The 15,775-nt window shown below is 72.7% G+C and carries 18 protein-coding genes; 11 read left to right on the forward strand and 7 right to left on the reverse strand.

What is annotated here, in order from left to right; genetic code table 11:
• The first annotated feature begins 44 nt into the window (after positions 1-44).
• Genes CFI00_RS06105 through CFI00_RS06135 form a run of 7 tightly spaced genes read left to right on the forward strand, consistent with a single transcriptional unit; the run spans position 45 to position 5,086 of the window.
• Entirely contained in the window at positions 45-839 is a 795-nt protein-coding gene (locus CFI00_RS06105) for a DUF4129 domain-containing protein (protein WP_207084361.1), read from the forward strand.
• Positions 836-1,279 (forward strand): hypothetical protein, encoded by a 444-nt coding sequence (locus CFI00_RS06110; protein WP_207084362.1) that lies wholly within the window; start codon positions 836-838, stop codon positions 1,277-1,279. The genes CFI00_RS06105 and CFI00_RS06110 overlap by 4 nt, the downstream gene beginning before the upstream one ends.
• On the forward strand, positions 1,272-2,276 hold the full coding sequence (locus CFI00_RS06115; protein ID WP_207084363.1) for a MoxR family ATPase: 1,005 nt from the start codon (positions 1,272-1,274) through the stop codon (positions 2,274-2,276). Before CFI00_RS06110 ends, CFI00_RS06115 begins: the two co-directional genes overlap by 8 nt.
• The gene (locus tag CFI00_RS06120) at positions 2,273-3,547 is read left to right on the forward strand and encodes a DUF58 domain-containing protein (protein ID WP_207084364.1); all 1,275 of its coding nucleotides are present in this window, start codon (positions 2,273-2,275) and stop codon (positions 3,545-3,547) included. The genes CFI00_RS06115 and CFI00_RS06120 overlap by 4 nt, the downstream gene beginning before the upstream one ends.
• Positions 3,544-4,062 (forward strand): hypothetical protein, encoded by a 519-nt coding sequence (locus CFI00_RS06125; RefSeq protein WP_207084365.1) that lies wholly within the window; start codon positions 3,544-3,546, stop codon positions 4,060-4,062. Before CFI00_RS06120 ends, CFI00_RS06125 begins: the two co-directional genes overlap by 4 nt.
• Complete coding sequence (locus tag CFI00_RS06130; RefSeq protein WP_207084366.1) at positions 4,059-4,406, forward strand: MGMT family protein; 348 nt, start codon at positions 4,059-4,061, stop codon at positions 4,404-4,406. The genes CFI00_RS06125 and CFI00_RS06130 overlap by 4 nt, the downstream gene beginning before the upstream one ends.
• 5 nt (positions 4,407-4,411) lie before the next feature.
• The gene (locus CFI00_RS06135; protein ID WP_242532712.1) at positions 4,412-5,086 is read left to right on the forward strand and encodes a lysophospholipid acyltransferase family protein; all 675 of its coding nucleotides are present in this window, start codon (positions 4,412-4,414) and stop codon (positions 5,084-5,086) included.
• Here the strand turns inward: CFI00_RS06135 and CFI00_RS06140 are convergent.
• From CFI00_RS06140 to CFI00_RS06150, 3 genes are read right to left on the reverse strand one after another with little or no spacing between them, the layout of a single operon-like run.
• Positions 5,059-6,492: a DUF1116 domain-containing protein gene (locus tag CFI00_RS06140; protein WP_242532713.1), complete on the reverse strand. Its 1,434-nt coding sequence runs from the start codon at positions 6,490-6,492 to the stop codon at positions 5,059-5,061. The genes CFI00_RS06135 and CFI00_RS06140 overlap by 28 nt on opposite strands.
• Positions 6,489-7,994, reverse strand: coding sequence for an FdrA family protein (locus CFI00_RS06145; RefSeq protein WP_207084368.1), 1,506 nt, complete (start codon positions 7,992-7,994; stop codon positions 6,489-6,491). The genes CFI00_RS06140 and CFI00_RS06145 overlap by 4 nt, the downstream gene beginning before the upstream one ends.
• The gene (locus CFI00_RS06150) at positions 7,991-8,767 is read right to left on the reverse strand and encodes a DUF2877 domain-containing protein (RefSeq protein ID WP_242532848.1); all 777 of its coding nucleotides are present in this window, start codon (positions 8,765-8,767) and stop codon (positions 7,991-7,993) included. The genes CFI00_RS06145 and CFI00_RS06150 overlap by 4 nt, the downstream gene beginning before the upstream one ends.
• 80 nt (positions 8,768-8,847) lie before the next feature.
• Here CFI00_RS06150 and CFI00_RS06155 point away from each other — a divergent pair, with 80 nt between their 5' ends.
• From CFI00_RS06155 to CFI00_RS06165, 3 genes are all read left to right on the forward strand, one after another.
• Positions 8,848-10,107: a PucR family transcriptional regulator gene (locus tag CFI00_RS06155; protein ID WP_207084370.1), complete on the forward strand. Its 1,260-nt coding sequence runs from the start codon at positions 8,848-8,850 to the stop codon at positions 10,105-10,107.
• Between the two features lie 20 nt (positions 10,108-10,127).
• Positions 10,128-10,499, forward strand: coding sequence for a hypothetical protein (locus tag CFI00_RS06160; RefSeq protein ID WP_207084371.1), 372 nt, complete (start codon positions 10,128-10,130; stop codon positions 10,497-10,499).
• A gap of 63 nt (positions 10,500-10,562) precedes the next feature.
• Positions 10,563-10,964 (forward strand): hypothetical protein, encoded by a 402-nt coding sequence (locus CFI00_RS06165; protein WP_207084372.1) that lies wholly within the window; start codon positions 10,563-10,565, stop codon positions 10,962-10,964.
• A gap of 2 nt (positions 10,965-10,966) precedes the next feature.
• On the opposite strand, the gene CFI00_RS06170 is transcribed toward CFI00_RS06165, so the two are convergent.
• The 3 genes from CFI00_RS06170 to CFI00_RS06180 form a co-directional block, all read right to left on the reverse strand.
• Positions 10,967-11,440: an AAA family ATPase gene (locus tag CFI00_RS06170; RefSeq protein WP_207084373.1), complete on the reverse strand. Its 474-nt coding sequence runs from the start codon at positions 11,438-11,440 to the stop codon at positions 10,967-10,969.
• 75 nt (positions 11,441-11,515) lie between these two features.
• On the reverse strand, positions 11,516-12,796 hold the full coding sequence (locus CFI00_RS06175) for an HNH endonuclease signature motif containing protein (RefSeq protein WP_207084374.1): 1,281 nt from the start codon (positions 12,794-12,796) through the stop codon (positions 11,516-11,518).
• 387 nt (positions 12,797-13,183) lie between these two features.
• Positions 13,184-13,528 (reverse strand): hypothetical protein, encoded by a 345-nt coding sequence (locus tag CFI00_RS06180; RefSeq protein ID WP_207084375.1) that lies wholly within the window; start codon positions 13,526-13,528, stop codon positions 13,184-13,186.
• Positions 13,529-13,763: 235 nt separating this feature from the next.
• Here CFI00_RS06180 and CFI00_RS06185 point away from each other — a divergent pair, with 235 nt between their 5' ends.
• Positions 13,764-14,969 (forward strand): IS110 family transposase, encoded by a 1,206-nt coding sequence (locus tag CFI00_RS06185; protein ID WP_207084376.1) that lies wholly within the window; start codon positions 13,764-13,766, stop codon positions 14,967-14,969.
• 171 nt (positions 14,970-15,140) lie between these two features.
• On the opposite strand, the gene CFI00_RS06190 is transcribed toward CFI00_RS06185, so the two are convergent.
• Positions 15,141-15,749: a flavin reductase family protein gene (locus tag CFI00_RS06190; protein WP_207084377.1), complete on the reverse strand. Its 609-nt coding sequence runs from the start codon at positions 15,747-15,749 to the stop codon at positions 15,141-15,143.
• Positions 15,750-15,775 lie beyond the last annotated feature (26 nt).

A 15,775-nucleotide genomic window follows, 5' to 3' on the forward strand; every position in this document is an offset into this window, starting at 1 on the left:
CGACACGCCTCGCGTGGCGCGACCCGGTCACCTAGGGTCGCGCCATGCGTGCGTTCGGGGGACTGCCGGCCGGCCTGCGTGCCGTCCTGGCTGTGGCCGCCACCAGCCTGCTCGTGGTGGTGGCCGCCTGGGCGACCCTCATCGGTCCGGACCAGGTCTTCACCGGCCCGGGACTGGTCGAGCGGACCCCGACGACCACGACCCGCACCTGTCTCCCGCTCGTGGTCACCACCGCTCCCGACGGCACGACCGGGACCACCGTCCCGGACAACCCGCAGGGCCTGCCGCTGTGCGAGGAGCCGGACACCTCGCGCCAGGACGCGACCGACCTCGTCGAGCAGGCCGACCCACCGCTGTGGCTCAAGGTGCTGGTCTGGCTCTTCCTGCTCGTGGTGCTGCTCACGGTCCTCGCCCTCGTCGTGTGGGTGGTGGCGCACCTGGTGCGGGACCGGCAGCACCGCACGCACGAGCGGCGCGAGACGGTCGGGTTCACCACGCTCAGCGAGCCGGCCCGACTGGTCGAGGCGATCACGGCGGACTCCGCGGAGCAGGACGCAGCGCTGCGCGACGGCGACCCGCGCAACGCCATCGTCGCGGCGTGGCTGCGCTTCGAGGTGCAGGGCGACGCGGCGGGTGTCGGACGCCGGTCGTGGGAGACCTCGTCGGAGTACGCCCTGCGGGTGCTCGACCTCGTCTCCGCGGACAATGGCGCGGTCAACCGGCTCGCCGGTCTCTACCGCGAGGCGCGGTTCAGCGAGCACCCGATCACCGAGCAGCACCGCGCCGACGCGCTCGAGGCGCTGACCGCCATCCGCCGCAGCCTCGGGGTGCGACCGTGAGGGTGCGCTGGAGGGCGGTCCCGCAGGCCTGGCGCACCCGGATCCTGCTCGGCACGCTCGCCGCGGTGATCGGCTACGCCGCGGCCGTGCTGCTGCGCTTCGACCCCCAGCCCGGGCCGTACGCCGTCATGGCCGCCGTCGTGCTCGCCCTCGGCTGGCTCGTGCTGGACACCGTGGACGCGCCCGCCGCCGAGTGGGTGCCGCGCATCCAGCCCGCCGGCGACCGGGTGGACGAGGTGACCTCCGACCTGCGCGTCCTGTCCAGCCACCAGCAGGCCAAGGAGCCGTCGGAGGCGTTGCACGATCGCCTCGTCGCCCTGGCCCGTGCCCGCGACCCCGTGCTGGCCGACGACCTCCACCGCGAGCTCGACCCCCTGCGGCGACTCTCGCCCGGCGAGATCGACCGCATCCTGACCCGAATCGAGGAAGTCCGTGACTGACGCCCCCGCCACCCCCACTGCTGCCCCCTCCGAGGTGGCCCCGTTCGCCGAGCGGGTCCTCGACGAGGTCGGCCGCGCCGTTGTCGGCAAGCGCGACGCGCTGGGCCTGGTCCTGGCCGGCATCCTGGCCAAGGGTCACGTGCTGCTGGAGGACTTCCCGGGACTGGGCAAGACGCTCGCGGCGCGGTCCTTCGCCGGTGCCCTCGGCCTGGACTTCTCCCGTGCCCAGTTCACCCCCGACCTGCTGCCGGCCGACCTGACAGGGTCGTACGTCTACGACCAGCGCCGCGGCGAGTTCGACTTCCGGCCCGGTCCGGTCTTCGCCGGGCTGCTGCTGGCCGACGAGATCAACCGCACGCCGCCCAAGACCCAGTCGGCCCTGCTCGAGGCGATGCAGGAGGGGCAGGTCACCGTGGAGGGCCAGACCCACCGGCTCCCCACCCCCTTCCACGTGCTGGCCACGGCCAACCCGGTCGAGTACGAGGGCACCTACCCGCTGCCGGAGGCCCAGCTCGACCGGTTCCTGCTGCGGGTGGCCTTCGGCTACCCCACGGCAGCGGAGGAGGTCGACGTCCTGCGCCGGCGCCTGGACCGCCGGCGCGAGGAGGTCGCGATCGAGCAGGTCAGCGACGCCGCCGGGCTCGCCGCGATGCAGGCGGCGGTGGAGCAGGTCGCGGTCGATGACTCCGTGGCGCGCTACTGCGTCGACCTCGTGGACGCCACCCGCCGTCACGCCGACGTCCTCACCGGTGCCTCACCGCGCGGCAGCCTCGGCCTGGTGCTGACCGCCCGCGCCTGGGCGGCGATCCGGGGCCGCGACTTCGTGGTGCCCGAGGACGTGAAGGTGGTGGCTCGCGCCGTGCTCGCGCACCGGGTCACCGTCAAGCCCGACCTCTGGATGACCCAGGCCTCGGGCGCCCGCGTGGTCGAGTCCGTCCTGACCAGCGTCGAGACACCGCACACCCTGGAGTCGCGCCCCCTGGAGTCGCGACGGTGAGCACCTGGCGACCGACGCCCTCGCTCGTCCGCGCCTGCCTCCTCGCGCTCGGCGGCCTCGCCGGCGGCGTGGTGGGCGGCCTGGACGTGCTGGTGGTGCTGGCCGCCCCCTTCGTGCTCCTGGCCGCCATGGGACTGGCGGGTCGCCCGCTGCACCTGCCGGCGGTCTCCACGCGCATCGACCACCACCGGCTCCACGAGGGCCAGGGCACCACGTCGCGGCTCGTGGTCGACGACCTCGCCGGGGTCGAGCACGCCACCCGGGTCGCAGGTCCCGCACCGCACGTGGCCACCCGTCCGGCGTACGGCGCTGCCGGGTCGCTCGTCGACGCCGGCCTGCCCGTCATCGAGTTCAGCCCGCGCCGCTGGGGCCGCCGCGCGATCGGCGCCGAGCGGGTCGGGTTGACGAGCGCCTGGGCCGGCTGGCAGTGGGGTCCGGTCGACATGCCCGAGCACGGGCTCAGCGTGCTGCCGCAGACCGCGCCGTACGACAGCCGCGCCGAGGTCCCGCAACCCGACGGCCTCGTCGGACGGCACCGCTCGCGCCGCATCGGCAGCGGCACCGAGTTCGAGGGGATCCGGCACTTCGCCGCCGGCGACCGCCTCAAGCGGATCACCTGGCCGGTGTCGCTGCGCACCGGTGAGCTCCACGTCATCACCACCCGCGCCGAGCAGGACGCCGGCGTGTGGCTGGTGGTCGACGGTCTGCGCGACATCGGCCGCTCCGGCGGCATCGACGGCGCGGCGAGCACCCTCGACCTCACCGTTCGCGCGGCGGCCGCGCTCGCGGAGCACCACGTCCGCACCGGCGACCGCGTCGGGCTCCTGGTCGTGGCCGCCGACCCCTCGCGCGTGCCGCTCGGGTCCGGTCCGCGGCACCTCCAGCGGATCCACGCGGTCCTGGCGCGGATCCGGACGGAGGGCCGCAGCGTCGCGCCGGAGCGCCTCGACCTCGGAGCCGGTGCCGGCAGCGTCGTCCACGTGCTGTCGCCCATGCTCTTCACCCCGCTGGTCACCGCGACCGCGAGCCTGCAGCGCAGCGGCGCCTCGGTCGTGGTCATCGACACGTGGGGGGAGCGAGACTCCGGCTCTGACCCGCTGGCATTGCCCAGCCTCGCCGCGCGGATGCAGCGGATCGAGCGTGACGACCGGCTCGAGCGGCTCGCCGCCCTCGGCTGCCCGGTCGTCCCGTGGCGCGGACCCGGCACCCTCGACACCGTGCTGCAGCAGCTGGCCCGGCGGGCCCGGGTGCCGAAGGTGCGCGTTCGATGAGCGTGCTCGACCGGGTCCTGCCGCCTGGGCTCACGACCGGTGGCCTGGCGCTGCGGGTCGTGCTGGCGCTGCTCCCGTGTGCCGCACTGGCACTCGCGCTGCCGGAGGTGCCCCACCTGGTCATCACGACCCTGGTGGTGGCCTGCTCGGTGCGGTGGGCGGTGACGCCCGACCACCCGGCCGGGGCGGCCGCGCTCCTGCTGGTCGCCGGGTGGTGGGCCGTGCACGACGTCGTCGACTGGCGGGTGCTCGTCGTCGCGGTGCTGGTCCTCGCTGCCCACGTGGTCGCGACGCTCCTCGCCCACGGTCCCGCGACGCTCCCGGTCGACCCGCGCCTGGCGGCGCTCTGGCTGCGGCGTGCGCTGCTGGCGCTCGTGCCGGTGCCCGTCGCGTGGCTGGCGGTGCGCGGGCTGGACGCCGACCTCGCGCCCCCGTGGCTGTGGCTCGTCGTGGCGCTGGTCGTCGGCGTACTGCTGGTGCTGACCGCGCGGCTCCTGGAGCCGGAGGTCGAGTGAGCACCGGTCGATCAAGCACCGAGGAGGAGCGCGAGCTCTACGCCGAGCTGGTGCTGCAGTGCGCCGAGTCGGTCCCGCGCGGCCGCGTCACGACGTACGGCGCCATCGCCGACGTGGTCGGTCAGCGGCTGGGGCGCGGGGGTCCCCGCCTCGTGGGCAACGTGATGGCCCGGCACGGCGCCGCGGTCGCGTGGTGGCGGGTGGTGCGGGCGGACGGCTCGCTGCCGCCGTCGCACGACGAGGAGGCCCGGCAGGCCTACCTCGAGGAGGGCACCCCTCTGCGTGCGAGCGGCGCGGTCGATCTGGGACGTGCGTTCGTCGCCCCGACCCTGCGGGCACAATGAGCGCCATGCTCTACACGGTCGCGCACGGAGTCATCCCACCGCTGGCCCGAGCCGTGTGGCGTCCCACGGTCGAGGGGCTGCACCACCTGCCGTCGACCGGCCCGGTCATCGTGGCGAGCAACCACCTGTCGTTCTTCGACTCCGTGGTCATCCCGGTGGTCGTGCCGCGCAAGGTGGTCTTCCTCGCCAAGTCCGACTACTTCACCGGCACCGGCGTGAAGGGGGCGCTGACGCGGACCTGGTTCGAGGGCCTGGGCATGCTCCCCGTCGACCGCGACGACAGGAAGGCCGCGATCGCCAGCCTCGACACCGCGCTCGAGGTGCTGCGCCGCGGCGAGGCGTTCGGGATCTACCCCGAGGGCACGCGCTCGCGCGACGGCCGGCTCTACCGCGGCCGCACCGGCGTCGCCCACCTCGCGCTGACCGCGGGCTGCCCGGTCGTGCCGGTCGGGCTGCAGGGGACCGAGGACATCCAGCCCGTCGGCGCGAGCCGCCCGCGGCTGCGTGGGGTCGACGTGACGGTGCGCTTCGGTGCGCCCATCCAGGTCGCGGGGGAGTACGACGGCGTACCCAGCGGTCGCGCGCGCCGCGAGCTCACGGACCGGATCATGGCCGCCATCGGCGACCTGACCGGCCAGGAGCCCGCGGGCATCTACAACGAGCGCCCGGGCACCGCCTGAGCCAGCGCCGCCAGCGCCTGCGGGAAGATCTCCGCGGGAGGCGTGACGAGGCCGGCGCCGACCTGGCCCACGCCGGCGACCGCGCCGGCCATGCCGGTGTTGATCTGGGGCAGGATCCCGGTGCGGCACACCTTGGTGACGTCGATGCCGGTCGGGGTGCCCTGGAACTCCAGCACGGGGACGGACCAGCGCGGGTTCTCCGCGAGGGTGATCTCGTGCATCCGCTGGGTCGTGGCGAGCGCGTCAGGGACCGAGCCACCGACGAGCCGGACGATCGCGGGGGCGGTCGCCATCGCGAAGCCGCCGATGCCTGCGGTCTCGGTGATCGCGGAGTCGCCGATGTCGGGGTTGGCGTCGTCCGGGCCGTAGTCGCCGAGGAAGAGTCCCTCGGCGACCTGGGCCGGGCCGGTGAACCACTGGTCGCCGGTGCCGGAGACCTGGATGCCGAAGTCGGTGCCGTTGCGCGCCATCGCCACCACCATCGTCGATCCGGGCACGTCACGCCCGGCGTCGAGGGCGAGCTTGCAGGCAGGCATCGCGAGGTTGAGGAAGAAGTGGTCGTTGCCGCCGACGAAGCGCAGCGCGTCCGCGACGTCCTTGCTCCCGAAGCCGCCCCCCTCGATGGTGCCGACCATCGCGGGGGAGAGGTCGCGCAGCAGCATCAGCGTGCCGGCACGGTTGCGGTTGTGCGCCTCGTCGCCCATCTGGAGCATCTGGGTGAGGATGCCGGTGACGTCGGACGCCTCCTCGGTGCCGCGGACGGCCGCCTGCAGGAGCGGGCCCAGCACGTCACCCATCCAGCGGAGCCGGGTGAGCACGTCCGGGCCGTAGGCGCCGTAGCGCAGCACCTTGCCGAGCCCCTCGTTGAGCGAGCAGTAGGTCCGCTTCCCGGTGGCGCGGTCCTCCAGGACCCACATCCACATCGACGGCGTGACCACGCCCGCCATCGGGCCCACGGCGCTGCGGTGGTGGCAGGGCTCGAGGCTGACCGAGCTGCCGGACTCGAAGAGCGCGACGGCGTCCTCGGGGTCCTCGACGAGGCCCTCGAGCGCCGCGCCACCCATCAGGGCACCGCGGAGAGGTCCGGAGGTGCGCTCCCACTCGATCGGCGGGCCGGCGTGCAGGAACTGGCCCTTCTCGAGTCCGAGGACCTCGCTCGCCGGAGCGACGTCGACGAGGTGGGCGGTGACGCCGAGCATGGCCTGAACCGCTCGCCGGTTGGCCTCAGGGCGCCGCGGGTCGGTGGCGACGGCGGCGAGGTGGTCTTGCGTGCCCGGCATCGGCGGGCGCCAGTCGACCCGCTCGACGTCGACGGCCTGGCCGGCGACGGCGTCGGCGAACATGTCGGCGCCGCAGGTGACGACCGTGGGGGTGGTGGCGCCGACGGTGACAGCACTGGTGCTCACTGGTGGGCTCCTTCGGATCGGCTCGAGGTTCGGCTCAGCAGGTCGAGGGCGCGGCGGGTGGCCGCGGCGTTGGAGAGGTGGACCTCCGCGCCCGCGGCGACGAGGGCGTCGCGCTGGGCGGCGAGGCCCTGCGGGTCGAGGTCGGTGCCGACGAGGCTGACGATCACCGGGATCGCGCGCTCGCTGCGGGCCGCGGTGATGGCCGGCGCGAGGTGCGCGGCCGGGTCGGGCTCGGCGCCGTGGCCGAGCACCAGGTCGAGCAGGATCACGCCGGTCGCGGGGTCGGCGGCCGCGCGCGCGATCTGCTCGTTGCGCAGCGACGGGTCGATCATCGGGTGCGCCCGGCCCTGGGTGAGCGCGTCGTCGCCGAAGTCGACCATGACGTGGTCGTCGACGATGAGCTCCTCACCGAGCGCGAGGTCGTCGGCGAGCGGGATGTTGCTGCGGATCGGGCCGAGGGCCTCGGCGGCCATCAGCATCGACTCGTCGCACAGCGTGCCGCCCACGAAGAGGCCGCGCAGCAGCGGACCGGTGGCGGGGCCGGTGTTGTCGGCACCGTGGACCGGCCACTGCGGGGCCTCGTGGCCGAGCCGGGCGAGCACGGCCTCGGCGACGGCGGTGAGGTCGCGCTGGCCGCGACCGAGCAGGCCGAGCTCGACGGGAGTGTCCAGCGCCTCGGCCTCGCGGGCCAGTGCCTCGGCGACCTCGGGCGCAGGCGGCTTCGACACCACCACGACCAGGTCGACGTCGGCGTCCGCGTCGAGGCGGCGCAGGGCCTCGCGGGTGGCGAGGCCGCCGACCGCGGAGGACAGGTCGCGACCGCCGACGCCCAGCGCGTGGCGTACGCCGACCCCCTCCAGCGTCTCGCCGGCGTGGTGGAGCAGGGTGAGCAGCTGCTGGCAGCCGGTGCCGGACGCGGCCACGAGGCCGATGCGGCCCGGGCGCACGGCGTTGGCGAAGCCGAGGCCCACTCCGTCGAGCAGCGCGGTGCCGCAGTCGGGACCCATGACGAGCGCGCCGCGGGTGGCGGCGTACGTCTTGAGCGCGACCTCCTCGGCCACCGGGACGTTGTCGCTGAAGACCATCACGTCGTGGCCGGCCTCGAGGGCGTCCATCGCCTCGACCGTGGCGCTCGCGCCCGGCACCGAGACGAGCACGACGGCACCGGGTCCTCCGTGCCGCAGGGCCGCGCCGGTCGTGCGCGGCGGCGCCTGCGTGGTGTCGCCCGACGACGGGCGGGTGGGGACCAGGGCGGCGTCGACAGCCGCGAGCGCGGTCGCGACGTCGGCGTCGTCGTCGAGCCGGAGCGCGACCACCATGTCGTTGGGCGATGAGGCCGGGACCTCGAAGCCCATGCCGGTGAGCACCTCGAGGTTGAGGCCGGTGGCCATGGCCACCTGCGCGGCGACCACGCCGGGGGCGGCCTGCACCGCCCGGCTGACCTGGAGCAGGGTCACCGAGTCGGCGTACGCGCCGCTCCGGAGCTCGACGTGGTCCTTCATGCTGCCCTCCCGGGGCGGTCGGTGGTGTGGTCGGTGGGGTGCTCGCCGCTGGGCGAGGTGAGGGCGAGCCGGGCGCCGGCGAGCAGGCCGGCGCCGGACGTGGCGCCGACGGCGAGCAGGGCTGCGGTCGTCGTGTCGTCGGGGGTGGCGAGCCAGTCCGCGAGCTGGGGGAGTGCCTCGCCGTGCAGGGCGCACTCGAGGAGCGTGGCGGAGAGGAGCGTGGTGACACCGAGGCGGCGGCGCACGGCTGCTGCGAGGACCGGGTCGGGGCGGCCGAGCGCGGCGCGGGTGGCGAGCCAGCCGGCCAGGACGTCGTCGCCGAGCGGCGTCAGCCCCGGTCCGCGGCCGAGCAGGCGGTCGAGGTGCGCGGAGGTGAGCCGGCCGTCGGCGGGCAGGTCGAGACCGGAGGCCACGACGACCTCGGGTGCGGGAGCGTGGTCCGCGTGCTGCCCGACACGGGTGGCGCGGGGGTCGACGAGCCGCGTGATGCGCAGCGCGCGGCCGCCGACGACGAGCTCGCCCGCGCTCACGCTCGCCGTCGGGCGCAGCACCCCGAGGTCGGGCAGGGTCGACCAGAGCGCGCACGGCACCCGGGTCGCGCCGGCGGAGACCAGGCCCACGCACCAGCCGTCGAGGTCGAGGTAGACCGCGGTGCTGCTGGCGTGGAGCACCCGCCGCGGTCCGTCCGGGGCGGCGGCGAGCCGCTCGCGCACCCGGATCGGCGCCGCGACTCCGATCGCGACCGAGGTCGCGGCGGGGGTCGGGCTGGACATCACCGGACAGACGCTAGCGGCCCGTGGCACACTCGCGAATGTGACTTCCTGACAAGCAAGGGGCAGAAGTGGGCCAAGAGTTGATAAGCGACCCCGAGGCGGTCGCCGCACTGGAGCGTGCGGACGCGCTCCACACGGCGCTGTCGCACATCGTCCTGGAGGGCGGCGACCTTGCCGCCATCGCCGAGGCGGTCGGCGTCGCGCTCGGGTGCGGCGTCGTCTTCACCTCCACCGACGGTCGTGAGCGGGCCGCCCACCTCGACGACGCACAGCGCGAGGCCCTCGCCGGCGCCGACCTGCTCGACCCCACCGGGCGGGTGCGCGTCGAGCGGATCGATCCCGACGGCACCTTAGTGGGCGGCGGGGAGGCGATCGTGCGGCGCGTCGTGGCCGCCGGTGTCGACCTGGCTCGCCTCGTGGCCCTGCGCCCCGAGGGGCACATCCACTCCTCCGACGTGCACGCGCTCGAGCGTGCGGCGATCGTGGCCGCACTGCTGGTGACGCGCGTCGAGGCGATCACGGCCGTGGAGAACAAGTACCGCGGCGACTTCCTGCGCGACGTGTTCCTCGGGCGCGCCGGCGAGGAGGACTACGTCGCCGAGCACGCCCAGGCCTTCGGATGGCACCTCGGACGCCCGGTCGTGGTCGTGGTCGGGGTGCTCGACCCCGACGCGATCGCCGCGCTGTCGGCCTCGCCGGAGGACCGGCGCGCGTGGCAGGACCGCTTCGCCCACGCCTGGCGCCAGGTCACGGCGACCGTCGACGGGAGCATCGCGTCGGTCGCCTTCAGCCGGGAGGTCGTCACCCTGATCCCGGTCGACCTCGAGGGTGACCTCGTGGCCCAGCAGGCCGCTGTCGACCGGATCATCGAGGCGGTGCGCGGCGACCGGGGCGGCGGGCGGATCGCCTTCTCGGCCGGCGTCAGCAGGGTGGCCCACGACCTGGGCGACCTTCCCGAGGCTTTCCGCCAGGCCCAGCGCGCCGTCGAGATCGGTCGCCGGGTGCACGGTGGCGGGTCGGTCACGCGGTTCGACCAGCTCGGCCTGCACAGACTGCTCGCGCTCGTGCCCGACGGCTCCGAGCTGACGGCGTTCGCTGCCGACGTCCTCGGCCCGCTCGCCGAGCGCACGGCGGAGGCGGCCGACCTCCGCGAGACGCTGCAGGTGCTGCTCGACACCAACTTCAACGTCGCCGAGGCAGCACGCGCGCAGTTCTTCCACTACAACACGATGCGCTACCGCGTCGGGAAGCTGCAGCGGATCCTCGGCCCCGTCGCCAGCGACCCCCACCTGCGCCTCGACGTAGCGGTGGCGCTGAGGGCGCTGGAGATCGCGGACTGACCGTGGGCCGGGGGACGGGGGTGCGGCTGCGCACGTGGCTGGCGCTGCTCGCGGTCTTCGTGGGCGGTGCCGCGCTGTGGGCGTTCGGCGCGTCCTGGGCGTTCGTGCGCGTGGCGGGCTTCTTCGCCGAGGGGTCGCCCGGCATCTCGATCGACAACCGGTCCGGTGAGGCGGTCGTGGTGACGACGACGCAGGTGGGGGCGACCGAAGGCGCGCGTCACCCGCTGGCCGTCGATGCACGCATCGGGGCGGACTGGGGGAGCTGCGCCACCACCGAGGTCGTGGTCGAGCTGCGCGGCGTGCCGGACCGGGTCGTCTCGCGCGAGCAGGTGGAGCTCTGCTCCGGTGACGTGGTCGTGGTGGGGGAGGACCTCGAGGCGGTGGTGGAGTGAGCGCGGGCTGGGGTGTTCATCGCGGCCAACTCGTTGCTCCACCTTCACGACGCCGATGACCTGGTGAGCTGCTTCCGGGCGGTGCGGAGCCACCTGGCGCCCGGAGGTCGGCTGGTCTTCGACGTGTTCAATCCCAGCGTGCGCGTGCTCGCCCGGGCCGACGGCGTACGTCGCAGGCGCGACGCGTTGTCGTACGTGGATCCCGATCGCGGGGTGGTGCACGTCGACGTCGTGGAGACCTACGACTCGGTCGCGCAGGTGACGCGCGGGACGTGGTTCTTCTCCACCGACTCGGAGGCCGATTTCGTCGTCGTACCGATCGAGATGCGGAGCATCTTCCCGCAGGAGCTGCTCCTGCTGCTCGAGCTCGGCGGACTCCGGGTCGTGGAATGCTTCGGCGACTGGTCCCGTACGCCGCTCACGGCGGATGCGGCACTCCAGATCTACGTCTGCGAAGCGGGCTGACGTCAGCCCTGGAGCACCGCGTCGAAGGCTCGTCGCTCGTTCTCGTCGGGAGCCTGCGTCTGCATGAACTCGACCATCGCGACCACGTCGGACCGCTTCATCGGTGGATCCTCTGCGCCTCGCTGCTCGATCCGGGCCCACAGGGTGTCGACGGGCACGTCCAGGTGGAGCAGCTCCGTGCGCGCACCGACGGCCGCTGCTCCGGCGCGCAGCTGTTCGCGCTCGTCGCGCCCCCACGTGCCCCATTCGATGATGGCGGTGCCGCCGGCGCGAAGAACGTCCAGCGCCACGGTCCACTGCAAGACCTCGATGCGAGCGCGCAGCTCGCTGTTCCACAAGTTGGCATCGAGCGCAGCCATCCACTCGTCCGGACAGAAGCGGACTCCTGATCGCTCCGACTGCAGCTTCCGGGCCGCGGTCGTCTTGCCGCTGCCAGGAAGGCCGGAGACGACGATCAGGCATCCGGCGCTGCTCATGGGCGGATGCTACGAGGATTCCTTCGTCGACAGCATGTGGGATGTCGGTTGGCCCCCTGGCCTGTGTCGGTCGGTTTACGTCCGCCGGTGGAACCTGAGGTCGCCGTTGGGGAGGCGGTCGGTGCGGTAGCCGGTGTCGTGGGCGCGGTGGTGGTGGTGCGGGCAGAGCAGGATCGCGTTGTCGAGGTCGGTGGGTCCGCCGGTGTGCCAGGGGTCGAGGTGGTGGGCGTCGCACCAGGTGCCGGGGGTGTCGCACCCCTCGGCACGACACGTCCGGTCGCGGATCAGCAGCGCCTTGCGCTGCGCCGGGGTGAACAGTCGCTTCGCACGTCCGAGGTCGACCGGGAGGCTGGTGCCGTCGAGGACGGCGGGGAGGATCTTCGCGGTGCACGCGAGCCGGCGTGCCTGGCTGGCGGTGATGCGGTCGCCGGTGAGGTCGTCGCCCGGGACGAGGCCGGCGCCGATGAGGTCGGCGGTCGCGAGCTCGGCCCGCAACGAGGCGAGCGGGATGGTCACGATGACCGTGGTCGCGTCACCGCCGTGGACGGGCAGCCGGGTCGGGTCGACGGTCTCGAGGAACCGGGCGAACGCCTCACCCATCCGCCGCGGGTACGGCAGGCGCGTGACTACGTCTGACGTCCGCGCGCCCTCGGCGTCGTCGCGGGCCTTGGCGTGGGGTGCGCGGGGGTTGGCGAACGCTTCGAGGTAGGTCGCGAGCCGGGTCGCGACCGCGTCCGGCACCAGCGCGCTGATGCGGGTGGTGCCGTCGCCCTGGCGGCGCATCGTCATCCGGGTCCGGTCCGCAGCGGCTGTTTCGAGGTCGGCCAGCCGGGCGGCTTCCGCAGCCTCGGCGATCTCGGGGGCGACCACGTCGAGGACCCGGCGCCCGATCCGGCCCAGCTCCTTGGGCCCGAACTCCGTCGCACAGCCCACGAGGTGCGCTTCGGCACGGTCGACCGTGTCCGCGTCCACCGCAACGGGAAGGGCGTCGAGGGCTCGGCGGATCACGTGCGCCTGAGCCAGGGTCACGGCGCCCTCGCGCATCCCCACCGCCAGCACCGGCCGCTCCCGGTCCAACGCCCCAGCGAGGGCGAGATCGGCCCGTGCATCGGCGTACCGGGCACGAGTCTGGTGCGCCAGCCACCCCGCGGCGTCCTTCGCACCCGTCGCGTCGGCGAGGTCGCCCGCGTCGGCCAGGACCCTCAGCCGGAGCTCGACCAGCTGCGCCTCGGCCGCGACGAGCTCACGGAGAGCGACCGCCTTCTCCGAGGTCGACATGAACGTCGGGTTCGCACCCGCCACGCCCTTCAACACGCTCCGGATGTCGGAGGCAGCAACAAGGATCGGGTGGTTCACGACTGGCCTCCTCTCGACGACGACTTGGCTCACGCACCTGCGTGAGAACCAACGGTCGTCGCTCTTGGAGGCCCGGATCACCGGACTATTACTGACCCTCGCAACTCGCCCCACCAGCTCGGCATCACGACTACCCGGTGACTGTGGAACGTGGACCCGACTATACGCCACCTCAAGCAGATATAGAACACACGTTCGATCAAGCTTTGGTCAGATCCGGCGGCTGGTCGGTGACGACCTTGCACCCGTAGCGCGCGTCGGCAAGCGATCGAAGCTGCTCGGGGTTCGGCCGCTCACCTCTACAGGCCAACCTCGTTCTGTGAGCACCCACCAGGTTCCTGTCGCCGGAACGCGCTCAACGCGGCAGATCCGGGCGAGCTCCGTCGCTCAGGACTCCCGGATGTGGTCCTGGATGCGGTCGTGAACTTCCCACACGTGGACCCAGTCCGGGTGCTGGGCAACGAACTCGTCCACGTCCGCATCGGTCATGTGTTCCTGGACGACCTCGTCCGTGTCCACCTTGACGATGCACCAGAGCTCCGGCTTACCCGTGGAGGTGTCATCCGGATCGATCTGCTGGTCGTAGATCGTCTTCCCTTCGTTCCTCAGTTCAGCGAGCCTCGCTTCGAATTGCCGCTGAATTTCCACCTGCATCTGGTCCCACGACTTGTTCTCTATTCCCCGATCATGCCGTTTGAGCATCTGCGCTGTGGTGAGCGGACCGGCACGCACATCGGCTACTAGGAGACTTCCCTCAGGATCGGTGTCTGGCCAGACTTCGGTCTAGGTGATCGGCGGGACGCTCTCATATCGGCTGCCCACCCGAGCTTGGGTGTGGCTCTCATCTGGTTTGCGACCCCGTCGACCACCGTGACGAGGAGTGGCTCCAGAGGGGTCTGCCCAGCTCGTAGTAGCAATGCCCACCTCGTCGTCCTAGCGGTTCCCGGCGACAGACGAGGTGGAGCAGATGAGTAAGAAGAAGGGCGTGGTCATCGGGGTCGATCCCCACAAGATGTCGGTGACGATCGAGGTCCTCGACCCCCACGAACGGCTGCTCGGTCGCGGACGGTTCGACACCACCAACACCGGTTACGCCGCGATGCGCCGTTATGTGAAGCAGTGGCCTGAGCGCACCTGGGCCGTCGAGGGAGCCAATGGTGCCGGGCGTCCGCTGGCTCAGCGCCTCGTCACCGCCGGCGAACAGGTCCTCGATGTCCCGGCGAAGCTCGCGGCGCGGGTGCGGCTCTTCGACACCGGCCACAACCGCAAGACCGACGCCCTGGACGCCCACTCCATCGCAGTCGTCGCGGTCCGCACCGACGGGTTGCGGCGGGTGGTCGACGACGGTGAGCTCGAGGCGTTGCGGATGCTCGCCGACCGTCGTGACGAGCTGGCCCGCCGACGCGTGCAGACGGTCAACCGGCTGCAGCGCCTGCTCAGCGAACTGCTGCCTGGCCAGCGCAAACGCGACCTGTCCGCTGCTCAGGCCAAGGCCATGCTGGCGACGGTGCGCCCCCGTGACATCGCCGGCAAGACCTGCCGCCGGATGGCTGCTGAAGAGATCGCCGACCTGGTCGCGGTCGATGCGAAGCTGAAGAAGATCAAGGCCGAACTGAAGGCCGCGGTCACCGCCCGCGGGTCGGGGCTGATGGACATCTACGGCGTCGGCCCAGTCGGCGCGGCCCGGACCCTGGCCGACGTCGGCGACGTCGCCCGGTTCGCGGACCGCAACCGGTTCGCGTCCTGGACCGGGACCGCGCCCCTGGACGCCTCCTCCGGTGAGCAGACCCGACACCGGCTGTCGCGGGCTGGGAACCGGCGGATGAACCACGTCCTGCACGTCGCAGCGATCGCGCAGATCAGACACGACACCGAAGGCCGTGCCTACTACCGACGCAAGCTCGATGCCGGGAAGACCCCGATGGAAGCGCTGCGGTGCCTGAAACGGCGTCTGTCCGACGTCGTCTACCGCCAGCTCGTCGCCGACTCCAGCGCGGCCATCGCGAGAGTGGACGCGGGTCCGGGAGGGCACTGCGGGGCGACTCTTCAATCCAGCGCGGCCGACTCACACCCGCTCATCGACACTTCGGATCAGCCACTTCCCGGACCCGCGCAGCCGACGCTACGCCCACCACCAGCCCGCCGGAAGACCCTCGCCAAAGCCGCTCCTTGACACAGAGGGGTGCCAGATCCGTGCACTGATGCCGCAGGCATGAGAGGACGTCGGCCGCATCAGGCAATGTCGCGCGGTTGGAACGCCCGATCATCGCGATGCCCGCTACGGACGATCATCCGTGCGCCGTCCTGCATCGCGAGTGTGTGGATCGTGCTCGATCGGGCCGCGTCACTGTGGGCGGCGCATGTCGAACCGGTTGCTGGTGTCGATGCCGAAGTAGGCCGTCGGCCCACCCGCGCGCAGGATCGGCTGCGCCCGGGCGGTGTCGTAGATGCCGTCCACCAGCAAGTCCTCGTCGATGTGCACGCCGACCACCTCGCCGACGGTGAACCAAGAGCCGCTGGTCCCACCCGACGCGGTCAGCAGCTCGATGATCTGGGTGACTCGGCACTCGAAGGTGACCGGCGCCGCAGCGACTCGAGGCGCCTTGACCCCCAGCGAGGCAACGGCCTCGAGCCCGGCCACCTCGAACTCGTCGACGTCCTCGGTGGTGGAGGTTGCGTTCATCTGCTCAGCCAGTGAGCGGGTGGCGAGGTTCCAGGTGAACTCGCGCGTCGCTTCCGCGTTGGCAACTGTTCCCTTCCAGCCGTTGCTGGAGAATCCCACCAGTGGAGGGCTGTAGTTGAGCGCGTTGAAGAAGCTGTACGGCGCGAGGTTGCGTCGGCCCTGCGCATCCAGCGTCGCGATCCAGCCGATCGGGCGCGGCGCGACGATGGAGTTGAAGGGGTCGTGCGGCAGCCGGTGGCCGTCCGCAGGCCGGTAGAAGTGTTCGCTCACCTGTGCATGACATCAGAGCGCTGGGT

It is taken from the genome of Nocardioides sp. S5 (assembly GCF_017310035.1).
In the GTDB taxonomy this organism is placed as follows: Bacteria; Actinomycetota; Actinomycetes; order Propionibacteriales; family Nocardioidaceae; genus Nocardioides.

Coding starts and splice junctions, on each gene's coding strand:
- CFI00_RS06150 (WP_242532848.1), bottom strand. CDS start 8,767: ATGTCCAGCCCGACCCCCGCCGCGACCTCGGTCGCGATCGGAGTCGCG.
- CFI00_RS06135 (WP_242532712.1), top strand. CDS start 4,412: ATGCTCTACACGGTCGCGCACGGAGTCATCCCACCGCTGGCCCGAGCC.
- CFI00_RS06170 (WP_207084373.1), bottom strand. CDS start 11,440: ATGAGCAGCGCCGGATGCCTGATCGTCGTCTCCGGCCTTCCTGGCAGC.
- CFI00_RS06185 (WP_207084376.1), top strand. CDS start 13,764: ATGAGTAAGAAGAAGGGCGTGGTCATCGGGGTCGATCCCCACAAGATG.
- CFI00_RS06125 (WP_207084365.1), top strand. CDS start 3,544: ATGAGCGTGCTCGACCGGGTCCTGCCGCCTGGGCTCACGACCGGTGGC.
- CFI00_RS06105 (WP_207084361.1), top strand. CDS start 45: ATGCGTGCGTTCGGGGGACTGCCGGCCGGCCTGCGTGCCGTCCTGGCT.
- CFI00_RS06145 (WP_207084368.1), bottom strand. CDS start 7,994: ATGAAGGACCACGTCGAGCTCCGGAGCGGCGCGTACGCCGACTCGGTG.